Origin of the sequence: Streptomyces sp. NPDC021356 (assembly GCF_040641015.1) — a bacterium.
Lineage (GTDB): Bacteria > Actinomycetota > Actinomycetes > Streptomycetales > Streptomycetaceae > Streptomyces.
In genome coordinates this window covers 210,083-221,303 of sequence record NZ_JBFACU010000012.1, presented here as the reverse complement: position 1 = coordinate 221,303, position 11,221 = coordinate 210,083, and the positions used below count along the sequence as shown (strand labels likewise).

At 73.9% G+C, this 11,221-nt stretch carries 8 protein-coding genes and 2 pseudogenes; 7 read left to right on the top strand and 3 right to left on the bottom strand.

Translation table 11 applies throughout. The annotated features are described in order from the left end of the window. Nucleotides 1-424: 424 nt before the first annotated feature. A pseudogene (locus tag AB0G56_RS18790) lies at nt 425-676 on the bottom strand (hypothetical protein); the annotation flags it as partial. Nucleotides 677-1,123: 447 nt separating this feature from the next. Between AB0G56_RS18790 and AB0G56_RS18785 the strand changes: the two are divergent. Together AB0G56_RS18785 and AB0G56_RS18780 are read left to right on the top strand one after the other, a co-directional pair. Beyond that, a complete protein-coding gene (locus tag AB0G56_RS18785) occupies nt 1,124-2,104 on the top strand; it encodes a polysaccharide lyase family 1 protein (protein WP_360970448.1) in 981 nt (326 codons plus the stop codon). A gap of 16 nt (nt 2,105-2,120) precedes the next feature. After that, nucleotides 2,121-2,927, top strand: coding sequence for a pectate lyase (locus tag AB0G56_RS18780; protein ID WP_360970446.1), 807 nt, complete (start codon nt 2,121-2,123; stop codon nt 2,925-2,927). Here the strand turns inward: AB0G56_RS18780 and AB0G56_RS18775 are convergent. Beyond that, entirely contained in the window at nt 2,918-3,703 is a 786-nt protein-coding gene (locus AB0G56_RS18775; RefSeq protein ID WP_360970445.1) for a PaaX family transcriptional regulator C-terminal domain-containing protein, read from the bottom strand. The genes AB0G56_RS18780 and AB0G56_RS18775 overlap by 10 nt on opposite strands. A gap of 71 nt (nt 3,704-3,774) precedes the next feature. On the opposite strand from AB0G56_RS18775, the gene AB0G56_RS18770 reads away from it, so the two are divergent. The 4 genes and pseudogenes from AB0G56_RS18770 (at nt 3,775) to AB0G56_RS18755 (ending at nt 9,145) form a co-directional block, all read left to right on the top strand. Further along, on the top strand, nt 3,775-5,514 hold the full coding sequence (locus tag AB0G56_RS18770; protein ID WP_360970443.1) for an acyl-CoA dehydrogenase family protein: 1,740 nt from the start codon (nt 3,775-3,777) through the stop codon (nt 5,512-5,514). 226 nt (nt 5,515-5,740) lie between these two features. Continuing rightward, entirely contained in the window at nt 5,741-6,898 is a 1,158-nt protein-coding gene (locus AB0G56_RS18765) for an exo-alpha-sialidase (RefSeq protein WP_360970441.1), read from the top strand. Nucleotides 6,899-7,038: 140 nt separating this feature from the next. Beyond that, entirely contained in the window at nt 7,039-8,448 is a 1,410-nt protein-coding gene (locus AB0G56_RS18760) for a sensor histidine kinase (RefSeq protein ID WP_360970440.1), read from the top strand. Next, nucleotides 8,445-9,145 (top strand): annotated as a pseudogene (locus tag AB0G56_RS18755) (response regulator transcription factor). Before AB0G56_RS18760 ends, AB0G56_RS18755 begins: the two are co-directional and overlap by 4 nt. Before the next feature lie 109 nt (nt 9,146-9,254). Here AB0G56_RS18755 and AB0G56_RS18750 read toward each other — a convergent pair. Beyond that, on the bottom strand, nt 9,255-9,932 hold the full coding sequence (locus tag AB0G56_RS18750; protein ID WP_360970438.1) for a uracil-DNA glycosylase: 678 nt from the start codon (nt 9,930-9,932) through the stop codon (nt 9,255-9,257). Nucleotides 9,933-10,292: 360 nt separating this feature from the next. On the opposite strand from AB0G56_RS18750, the gene AB0G56_RS18745 reads away from it, so the two are divergent. Continuing rightward, nucleotides 10,293-11,216 carry a hypothetical protein gene (locus tag AB0G56_RS18745; protein ID WP_360970436.1) on the top strand — a complete coding sequence of 308 codons (924 nt, stop codon included), beginning with the start codon at nt 10,293-10,295 and terminating at the stop codon, nt 11,214-11,216. Nucleotides 11,217-11,221 lie beyond the last annotated feature (5 nt).

Here is an 11,221-nt window from a genome sequence, read left to right as displayed (position 1 = left end):
GTGCGCGGGCCGCGGCCGCGGCGGCGCTGCCTGTCGCCGTCTTCCCCGCGGGCGCCTCGGCGGCGGACGTCTTGGCAGCGGTCGTCCGGCCTGCGGCGGTCTTGGCCGTGGACGACTTGACGGCGGCGGTCTTGACGGCGGTGGCCTTCGAGGCGGACGCCTTGGTCGTGGTCTTCGCCAGGGTCGCGCGGGTCCGGCTGCGGCCTCCGCCGCCCGCCGGGGCCGGTCCCGGCGCCGTTCGATCGTCGGCGGCCCCGCGTGCCGTACGACGGGTCCGGGTGACGGCCGGGGTGACGGCGGTGCCCTGCCCGCTTGCCGTGCCCCGGGGCGTACGCGGGCGCGCGGCCCCGCCCGCGGGTGCCGGGGCACGCCCTACGCCGTCCGTGTGCCGTTCCGGGGACGGGGGCTGGTCGGCGTGTTCGGACCGGGGCCGGGTGAGCCAGGCCACCGCGGCCCCCGTGAGCGCCACCGGCCACTCCACGACCCCGGCGACGCCGAGTACCCCGGCACCCGTGTAGACCGCGAGCCGCCGGCCCCGCGGCGACACCGCGCCGATCACGTCCAGCGTGCCCTGCGCGGCCCTGCCCACCGTGCCGGCGCCGGGCACCCTGCGCAGCACCGCCGCGGCACCGTGCAGGGGCATCGTGAGGACCGACGACGACTTCTGCTCAGCCATGACTCTCCTCGCCTGGGAGTGGGGATCCCGCGTCCGTGCGCACCGGGTGCCCGCGGGCGTGCCGGTCATCCCCGCCCTTCTCAGGGAACGCCAGGGTTCGCGCCCGCGCCACCGGGATCCGCCGTGGATCCGCCGCCCTGGTGGCGTCCGGGGCTCCGGGGCCGGCTGGAGCAACCGCCGGACCACCGGTCCCCGGCCCTCTCCTCCCCCGGCGCCGAACACTGAATGGAAGCGCTCCCACGATTCCCGTGATCCTTCCGCCGGAAGCGTTGACCAGAAAGCGCTTGCACTCTACGTTCCGTTCAGCACTGTGACCCGCCAGGTTCCATTCGCGGCCGTTTTCGGCTCACACGGTCGCTCTGCCCGCGCTGCGCGTACCAGATGACGTTCGTCGTCTATGTACATGACCCGTCTCGCTCACGTACTCCCCCGAAGGGACACATCCGCATGCGCACTCTCCCCCCACGTCCGCGTCCCCGCGCACCGAAGTCCTTACTGGCGGCCGCGGTGGCCGTCGCCGCGGCGGTCGGCGCGCTCGCGCTGCCGCAGTCGGCCGGGGCCGCCGAGACCACGCCGGTCGGGTTCGGCGCCGGAACCACCGGCGGCGGCGGCACCTCCGCGGTCACGGTCTCCTCCCTCGGCGCCTTCAAGTCGGCCGTCGCGGGCGACGCGGCCAAGGTCGTCAAGGTCAGCGGCGTGATCTCGCTCAGCGGCCAGGTGGACGTCGGCTCCAACACCACCGTGCTCGGCGTGGGTGCGTCCTCCGGGTTCACCGGCGGCGGGCTGCGCCTGAAGAAGGTCAGCAACGTCGTGATCCGCAACCTCGCCATCAGCAAGGCGGTGAAGACCGACGCGATCACCGTCCAGGCCTCGGCCAAGGTGTGGATCGACCACAACTCCCTGTCGTCCGACCGCGAGCACGGCAAGGACTACTACGACGGCCTCGTCGACATCACGCACGCCTCGGACTACGTGACCGTGTCCTGGAACACCTTCAAGGACCACTACAAGGGCTCGCTCGTCGGGCACAGCGACAGCAACGCGAGCGAGGACACCGGGCACCTGCGGGTGACGTACCACCACAACTGGTTCGACAACGTCAACTCGCGTATCCCCAGTCTGCGGTTCGGCACCGGGCACTTCTACGACAACTACGTCGTGGGCGCCGAGACCGCCGTGCACTCGCGCATGGGTGCCCAGATGCTCGTCGAGAACAACGTCTTCCGCGACACCCAGGTCGCCGTCACCACCAGCCGGGACAGCAAGAAGGACGGCTACGCCGACCTGCGCGGCAACGACCTGGGGGGCGCCGCCACCGAGGTCTCGCAGGTGGGCACCTTCACCGACCCGCCCTACGACTACACGGCCGAACCCGCCTCCGGCGTCGTCGCCTCGGTGACGGCGGGCGCGGGCACCGGAAAACTCTGACCGGAGGACTCGGGACATGACTTCCGCATCACGTCCGCGCGCCCGGCGGCGCGCGGCGACCAGCGCACTGGCCGCTCTCGGCCTGACCTGCACCACCTACCTGACGGGCCTGTCGGGCACCGCCGTGGCGGCCTCCGCCTGGCCCACACCGACGAAGAGCGTGCCGGTCACCGAGACGATCCCGGTGTCCGGCACCTACGACGGCGAACTCCAGCGGTTCTACGGAAGCGGCGACCTCGGCACGGACGGCCAGTCCGAGGACCAGGGGCCGATCTTCGAACTGAAGGACGGCGCGGTCCTCAAGAACGTCGTCATCGGCTCCCCCGCCGCCGACGGCGGCCACTGTCCGGGCAGTTGCACGCTGCAGAACGTGTGGTGGGAGGACGTCGGCGAGGACGCGGCCAGCTTCAAGGGCACGTCGTCGTCGGCCGCGTACCACGTGATCGGGGGCGGCGCGAAGAAGGCGTCGGACAAGATCTTCCAGTTCAACGGCGCGGGAAAGCTGACGGTCAGCCAGTTCCGGGTCGCGGACTTCGGGAAGCTGGTGCGCTCGTGCGGCAACTGCAAGACGCAGTACAAGCGCACCATCTCCGTGAGCGACGTCGACGTCACCGCGCCGGGGAAGGCGATCGTCGGCATCGACGAGAACTACGGTGACACGGCGACCCTGAGCGGGATCCGCGTCCACGGCGACAGCTCGAAGAAGGTCAAGCCGTGCGTGCGCTACCAGGGCAACAACACCGGCAAGGAGCCGAAGGAGACCGGCAGCGGCCCGGACGGCACGTACTGCCGCTACTCGGCGTCCGACGTCACCTACGGCTGACCCGGGCCGGGGGCGGTGCGGGGCCGGGTCCGACCCCCGGTCCGGCCCAGCACCTCCTCGGTCAGCTCTCGCTGCCGGGCCGTGTAGGCGGCGCGCAGCTCGGGACCCGGCCAGTCGGCGGGGAGCAGCGCGGCGGGCAGGACCGGGTCGTCGAGCAGATGGCGTACGACGGCCGCGAGGGCGGTGAAGCGGCCGGACGGGCGGTCGGTGCGCGCCAGGTGGGTGAGCAGCGCCCGTCCGGTGGCCGCCCAGGCGTCGAGCGGCCACAGTTCCGCGGCCAGGTCGCGGGCGTCCTCGTCCGGCCGGGCGGCGAAATGGACCACTCCGCCCTCGCCTGCGGGCCGGGCGCGGCGCAGGTTGGCGGGCCGCAGCCAGACGCCCTCCCGCAGTTCGGCGAGCCGGAGGGCGGTCAGCCGGGCGCGGAGTCCGGCGCGTTCGGCGGGTCCGCGTCCGGTCGCCGTCACGACGGCCATCTCCCACTCGCCGTCCCAGGTCCGGGTCCGCGGGTGCACGGCGTCGTCCTGGCGCCGCTGGCGCTCCAGCAGCCGGTCGCTGAGGCCGTGCACGCCGTCCGTGCGCCACAGGTCGCCGGCGGCCACCATCCGGCTCAGCGCCGCCCGCAGGGCCGACCCGCCGACGCCGAAGGGTTCGACGGCCCGCAGGAGGTCCTTCACCGGCAGCTCGGGCGGGTGGGTGCCCAGCAGCAGGCTCAGGACGACGGACCGCGCCGACAGCGGGCGCAGGTCGAGCGCGGCGGGCTCCCGGGAGTCGTTCATGGTCAGGTACTGTACGGATTCCTCTTGTTGCATCATTGCTGCGACTGTGGCAATAGTGCAACACTGACGGTATGGCCTCGACACTGGCACACGCACCGGGCGCGGGAGACGCGCGGCGGGCGGGAGACGCGCCCCCGGACGGCACGGCGGCACGCTCCGCGCCGCCCCGCCCGTCCACCACCCACGACGTGACCAACCAGCCTCCTCCCCTGAGCCCCTATGACGCGTCGGAGGACGCGGCGCTGCTGGAGGGGCTGCGCCGCGAGGGCGCCGGCTGGGCCGAGGAAGGCGTGCGGCGGCTCGGGGCGCGGGCCGGGAGCACGCAGGCGCAGGAGTGGGCCGATCTCGCCGACCGCCACGAGCCGGAGCTGCGCACCCACGACCGCTACGGCAACCGGGTCGACGAGGTCGACTTCCACCCCGCCTGGCACCACCTGATGCGGACCGCCGTCGCCGAGGGCCTGGCGGGCGCGCCCTGGGCGGACGACCGGCCGGGGGCCCACGTGGCCCGTACGGCGGGCGGCCTGGTGTGGGGGCACACCGACGCGGGGCACGGCTGTCCGACGTCGATGACGTACGCGGCCGTACCCGCCCTGCGCGCCCAGCCCGAGCTGGCCGCCCTCTACGAACCGCTGCTGACCAGCCGCGTCTACGAGCCGGGGCCGCGGGCGCCGGCCGGCAAAGCGGGGCTGCTGGCGGGGATGGGCATGACCGAGAAGCAGGGCGGCTCGGACGTACGGACGAACACGACGACGGCCGCGCCGACCGCGGAACCCGGCGTGTACACGCTGCGCGGGCACAAGTGGTTCACCTCGGCGCCCATGTGCGACGTCTTCCTGGTACTGGCGCAGGCGCCGGGCGGACTGTCCTGCTTCCTGGTGCCGCGCGTCCTGCCCGACGGCAGCCGCAACGCCTTCCGCATCCAGCGCCTCAAGGACAAGCTGGGCAACCGGTCCAACGCCTCGTGCGAACCGGAGTTCGACGGCGCGGTGGCCTGGCTGGTCGGCCCCGAGGGGCGGGGTGTCAAGACGATCATCGAGATGGTCAACTGCACACGGCTGGACTGCGTGATGATGTCGGCGGCCCTCATGCGCAAGACCCTGGTGGAGGCCGGTCACCACGCACGGCACCGCACGGCCTTCGGAGCGCTGCTGGCCGACCAGCCGCTCATGCGCAACGTGCTGGCCGACCTGGCGCTGGAGTCGGAGGCCGCGACGACGCTCACCCTGCGGCTGGCGGGTGCGGCCGACCGGGCGGCACGGGAGGGCGGGCAGGCATCGCGGGAGGCCGCGTTCCGGCGGGTGGCCACCGCCGTCGGCAAGTACTGGGTCACCAAGCGTGGCCCGGCCTTCACCGCGGAGGCGCTGGAGTGCCTGGGAGGCAACGGCTACGTGGAGGAGTCCGGCATGCCCCGGCACTACCGCGAGGCCCCGCTGCTGTCGATCTGGGAGGGGTCGGGGAACGTCAACGCCCTGGACGTGCTGCGGGCACTGGGACGCGAGCCGGGGGCCGCCGAGGCGCTGTTCGCCGAGCTCGCCCTCGCGCACGGCGGCGATCCCCGGCTGGACGCGGCCGTGACCCGGCTGCGGCAGGGCCTGGGCGAAGCCTCCCCGGTGGGCGCGCGCCGCCTGGTCGAGCTGATGGCGCTGACCCTGCAGGCGTCCCTCCTGGTCCGGCACGCCCCTTCGGCGGTCGCCGACGCGTTCTGCTCGACCCGGCTGGGCGGGGACTGGGGGCACGCCTTCGGCACCCTGCCCGGCGCCGCGGACCTCGACGCGATCCTGGGGCGGGCGCTGCCGGGGTTCGGCTGAGCCGGGGGCGCCGCGGGTACCTGATAGGCGGTCCGGCGCGGGCGCCTGGTGGCCGGTCCGGCGCGGGCGCCTGGCGGAAGGCCCGTCGCGGGCGCCAGGTGGGCGGCCGGCGGGCGCCTGGTGGGCGGTGGCGCGCGGCGGCCCCTCGCCCGGGCTGGCGACGGCCCCCTCATGTCCGACCAGGCCGCTGTGACCTGCGGTGACGCCGCGGCGGAGGTGGCTGTCAGTGGTGGGGTGCAGACTGGCCGGTGTCCAGGACGAAGGCGTCTTGGACGCAATGGTCGCGGAGGTGATCGGCATGTCCGAGGTACTGCTCGCCGTAGGCACCCGCAAGGGCCTGTTCATCGGGCGGCGGCGAGGTGGGGCCTGGGAGTTCGACGACAGCCCACAGTTCAACGCGCAGGCCGTGTATTCGGTCGCCATCGACACCAGGGGCACCGTCCCGCGGCTGCTGGCCGGCGGTGACAGCGCGCACTGGGGGCCGTCCGTGTTCCACTCCGACGACCTGGGCCGCAGCTGGACCGAACCGGCCCGGCCGGCGGTGAAGTTCCCCAAGGACACCGGCGCGTCGCTGGAGCGGGTCTGGCAGCTGCACCCGGCCGCGGCGGAACCGGACGTGGTGTACGCGGGCACGGAACCGGCCGCGCTCTACCGCTCCGAGGACCGCGGGGAGAGCTTCGAGCTGGTCCGCCCGCTGTGGGAGCACCCCACGCGCTCCCGGTGGGTTCCGGGCGGCGGCGGTGAGGGGCTGCACACCGTGGTCACGGACCGGCGCGACCCGAAGGCCGTCACGGTCGCCGTGTCCACCGCCGGGGTGTTCCGCACGGACGACGGCGGCGCGAGCTGGGCACCGTCCAACTCCGGGGTGTCCGCCGTGTTCCTGCCCGATCCGGACCCCGAGTTCGGGCAGTGCGTCCACAAGGTCGCCCAGGACCCGGCCGACCCCGACCGGCTCTACCTGCAGAACCACTGGGGTGTCTACCGCAGCGACGACAGGGGCGCGCACTGGACGGACATCGGCGAGGGCCTGCCCTCGACCTTCGGCTTCGCGGCGGCCACCCACCCGCGCCGCGGCGACACGGCGTACGTCTTCCCGATCAACGCCGACGCGGACCGGGTCCCGGCCGGGCACCGCTGCCGGGTGTTCCGGACCACCGACGCCGGCCGGAGCTGGGAGCCGCTGTCGGCGGGCCTGCCACAGGAGGACCACTACGGCACCGTGCTGCGCGACGCCCTGTGCACCGACGACGCGGACCCGGCGGGCGTCTACTTCGGCAACCGCAACGGCGAGGTGTACGCCTCCGCGGACGACGGTGACAGCTGGCGGCAACTGGCCTCGCACCTGCCGGACGTGCTCTGTGTCCGCGCGGCGGTGATCGACTGACGCGGGCGGGAGGGGCGGCCCGTCCCCGGCACGGTGGGAGCCGCCGTGGGTGGCGGCTCCACGGCGGCGACCTTCCGGACGAGAGGGCTGCGCTTCCCGACCCGGCCGTGGAGCGGGGGCGCGCTGGCTACCCTGCCGTCATGCGCTTGCGGGTGACGCCACGTCAACGGTTGGGCCTCGACACGCTGATCGCGGCCGCGCTCCTGGGGGTCACGCTGGGCTTCGCCGCCGGGTACCGGCCGCCCGGCTGGCCCGCCTTCGACACCCGCGCCGTCGTCCTGACCTGCCTCATCCACCTGCCGCTCGTGGTGCGCCGGGTGGCTCCCTGGCCGGTGCTGTGCGCCACCTGTGCCGGCCTCGCCCTGTACACGGCACTCGGCTACCAGCCGTCCGTCAACGTGTGGTCGCCGATGCTCGCGTTCTTCACGATCGCCGCCGCGCGACCGGTCGGGGAGACCGCGCGGGCGGCCGTTCCGGTCACGGCCGCGTGGCTGTACAACGCACTGGCCTCCCACGCGATGTCGGCGCTGGTGGCCGTGGGCCAGACCCTCGTGGTCCTGCTGCTCGCCTGGGGCTTCGGTACCAGCCTGCGCCGCCTGGAGAGGCAGAACACCGAACTGGACCGGCTCACCGCGCGCCTGCGCGCCGAGGAGGGGGCCCGCGCCCGGCACGCCGTGACAGAGGAACGCCTGCGCATCGCCCGCGAACTGCACGACGTGGTCGCCCACCATCTGTCGGTCGTCTCGGTGCAGAGCGGTCTGGCCAGGTACGTCTTCGACACCGACGCCGCCAAGGCCCGCTCTGCGCTGCGCACCATCGAGGACACCGCGCGCGAGACGCTGGAGGAGATGCGCGGCCTGCTCCAGGTGCTGCGTGTGAGCCCCGACGGCACCGACGCCGTGTCAGGTCCGTCCACCGGACCCGATGCCGGTCTCGCCCGGCTGGACGAACTGGCGGCCCGGATGACCGGCGCCGGGCTGGTCGTCGAGACCGCCTTCACGGGGGAACCCCGGCCGTTGGCATCGGGCGCGGACCTGTGTGCCTACCGCATCGTCCAGGAGGCCCTGACCAACACGCTCAAACACGCGGGCTCGCAGGCCCGCGTCCGGATAACGCTGGCGTACGACACCCATGGGCTGGCCGTCACGGTGTCCGACGACGGGGGTCCCCGGGCGAACGGCTCCCGCACGCCGACCGGAGCGGGCACCGGCACCGCCACCAGAAACGGAAGCGGTGCCGAAAGCGCCGCCGGGCAGCGGAAAGCCCTGGCCGGGCGGTCCGCGCGAACCGGTCGGCGGGCGCCGGGAACCGGCCGTGGCGAGGCTGGAATCGGCCCCGGCCCGGCGGGGACCGGGCACGGGTTGATCGGCATGTATGAACGCGTGAGGCTCTATGGCGGCAGTTTCCGCGCCGGGCCCGGACCGGCGGCGGGATTCGAGGTGGCGTTCACACTGCCCGTCCCCTACCGCCCGGCCCGGGAGGACCACCCGGACGCGGGGCCGCAGGCGAGCCCGTGGACCGAACCTACTGCGGGCGAATCACAGGGATGACACGTGTGCTCGTCGTAGGCGACCAAGTACTCGTCCTCAGCGGCCTGCCGGCCCTCCTGCGGGCCGCACCTGACTTCGACGTCTGCGGGGAGGCGGCGAGCGGGGAGGAGGCGGTCGAGCCGGCCACCGGGCACCGGCCGGAGGTGATCCTCATGGACATCCGACTGCCCGGCCTGGACGGGGTCGCCGCGGCCGAACGGATCCTGGCCCCCTGCGACGAGCCCAGACAGCGGGTGATCATGCTCACCGCGTTCGACCTCGACGAGCCGGTGCACGCCGCTCTCCGGGTCGGCGCGAGCGGCTTCCTGCTCAAAGGAGACACCGCCAAAACGGCTGTTCACCGCCATCCGCACCGTCGCGGACGGCGGCATGCTCTTCGCACCCACGGTCACCCGTCGGCTCATCGACACCTACCCGCGCCGGCCCTCGCCCGCCCTGGCCGACTCCGACACGCCGGCCCCGCTGACCAACCGGGAGCGCGACGTGCTCAGCCTGGCCGGCCAGGGGCTGTCCAACCCGGAGATCGGCGACCGGCCGACGGTGACCGTCGCCACGGTGAAGACACATCTTGAAGACACGTCTGAACCGGATGATGGGCAAGCTGAACCTGAACAGCCGCGCGCAGGCGGTCGCCGTCGCCTACGCGACCGGTGTCGTACGCACACGACGCCCGGCCCCGACGGCCGCGGTGCCGTGACCCGCGGCCGGACGGGCCGGCTGCCCAGGCCCGACTGGAAGGCCGCCGCTGGGGCACGACTGCCGGCGGTCGGCCACCGCGGGTCGGCCGCCGGCTGCGGGCGGCCGGATCAGGGAAGCTGCCAGTCGACCGGCTGCGCGCCCTGCCGTACGAGCAGGTCGTTGGCCCGGCTGAACGGGCGGGAGCCGAAGAAGCCCCGGTCCGCCGACATCGGCGAGGGGTGGGCGGACTCGATCGCCGGGAGATCGCCGAGCAGCGGGCGCAGATTGCGCGCGTCACGCCCCCACAGGATCGACACCAGCGGCTTGCCGCGGGCCGCCAGCGCCCGGATCGCCTGCTCCGTGACCTCTTCCCAGCCCTTGCCCCGGTGTGCCGCGGGCTTGCGGGGCGCCGTCGTCAGCGCCCTGTTGAGCAGCAGTACCCCCTGCCGGGCCCACGGCGTCAGATCGCCGTTGGACGGCCGGGGCAGCCCCAGGTCCGCATGGAGTTCCCGGAAGATGTTCTCCAAGCTGCCCGGAAGGGATCGCACCTCGGGCGAGACCGCGAAGCTCAGCCCGATGGCCATGCCCGGGGTGGGGTAGGGGTCCTGGCCGACGATCAGGACGCGCACGTCGTCGAACGGCTGCTGGAACGCCCGCAGCACGTTGGCCCCGGACGGGAGGTAGGTCCGGCCGGCCGCTATCTCGGCCCTGAGGAAGTTCCCCATGGCGGTGATGCGTTCGGCCGCGGGTTCGAGGGCCTTCGCCCAGCCCGCTTCGACGAGTTCATGCAACGGTCGTGGTGCCACGGCGCGTCACTCTACTGGCACATGTCCGCACGCCGCACAGCCAGGGAGGAACCCCGCGCACCCACCTCCCCCGGCGCTGTCGACCGGCTCCCCCCGCCGTGGACTCCGGTGGGCCGGGGCTGCGGGCCCTCGTCGGGCACACCGCCCGGGACAAGGGGACCAATTGCCCATCTACCGAACATGTCGGCCTCTTGCCAGGCAAGCAACCACATGTCCGGGGCGAGTTGTCGCATCCGATCCGATTGCCCGCACCGATCATTTCCGATCGGTGCGTAACTCACGCGACAAAACCGGACGGAAACCGCTCACCCGCCCCCTCCCCGAACGGGGGAACCCCGAAAGCCAGTAACATGCGGCGCCATGAGCTCCCCCACTGGGCCCGCGTCCGGCCTGCCTGTACGAATGCCGCGCCCCCGCCAGCCCGGACGGCACCGCCGACCCGAACCGCTGGCGGCTCCCGAGGGCGCGCCCGCGCTCGTCCTCGCGGTGCCTGGCACGCCCGGTGCCGCATCGCGCGCCCTCGCCGAGGAGGCCGTGAGCATCGCCCGCTCCGAGCTTCCCGGCCTGGAGGCCCTGATCGGGTACCTCGACGGGGACGAGGCGGAGTTCCCGACCCTGCAGTCCGTGCTCGCGCGCGCGGCCGACCAGCGGACGGCCCGCTACGAGCAGGCGCTCGCCGCCGGTGGCGAGGTCAAGGAGCCCGAGGGCCCGGTCGCGGTCGTCGTACCGCTGCTGGCCGGTCCGGACAACGCGCTGCTGCGCCGGCTCCGCGAGGCCGTCATGGAGAGCCGGGTCGCCGCGGAGCTGACCGATGTGCTCGGCCCGCACCCGCTGCTCGCCGAGGCACTGCACGTGCGGCTGTCGGAGGCGGGGCTGGCCCGCGCCGACCGCGCCCGGCTGTTCACCGTGGCGACGGCCGCGGACGGCATCATCCTCGCGTCGGTCGGCGGCGAGGAGGCCGTGCAGGCGGCGGGGATCACCGGCATGCTGCTCGCCGCCCGCCTCGCGGTGCCGGTGATGGCCGCCGCGCTCGACCAGGAGGGCTCGGTCGCCGGCGTCGCCGAGCAGCTGCGTTCCTCCGGTTCCCAGCAGCTGGCGCTGGCGCCCTACCTGATCGGCCCGGAGATCGACGCCGAGCTGGTCGAGGCCGCCGCCAAGGAGGCGGACTGCCCCGCCGCCGAGGCGCTCGGCGCCTACCCGGCGATCGGCAAGCTGGCCCTGGCCAAGTACACGACGGCCCTGGGCATCTCCCCGCAGCAGGCGCAGGGCACGCCGGTACGGTGACGCGG

What these genes read in the sequence shown, in the direction of transcription:
- AB0G56_RS18785 (WP_360970448.1), top strand. Translation starts at nt 1,124, where the DNA reads ATGCGCACTCTCCCCCCACGTCCGCGTCCCCGCGCACCGAAGTCCTTA.
- AB0G56_RS18780 (WP_360970446.1), top strand. Translation starts at nt 2,121, where the DNA reads ATGACTTCCGCATCACGTCCGCGCGCCCGGCGGCGCGCGGCGACCAGC.
- AB0G56_RS18775 (WP_360970445.1), bottom strand. Translation starts at nt 3,703, where the DNA reads ATGAACGACTCCCGGGAGCCCGCCGCGCTCGACCTGCGCCCGCTGTCG.
- AB0G56_RS18770 (WP_360970443.1), top strand. Translation starts at nt 3,775, where the DNA reads ATGGCCTCGACACTGGCACACGCACCGGGCGCGGGAGACGCGCGGCGG.
- AB0G56_RS18760 (WP_360970440.1), top strand. Translation starts at nt 7,039, where the DNA reads ATGCGCTTGCGGGTGACGCCACGTCAACGGTTGGGCCTCGACACGCTG.
- AB0G56_RS18745 (WP_360970436.1), top strand. Translation starts at nt 10,293, where the DNA reads ATGAGCTCCCCCACTGGGCCCGCGTCCGGCCTGCCTGTACGAATGCCG.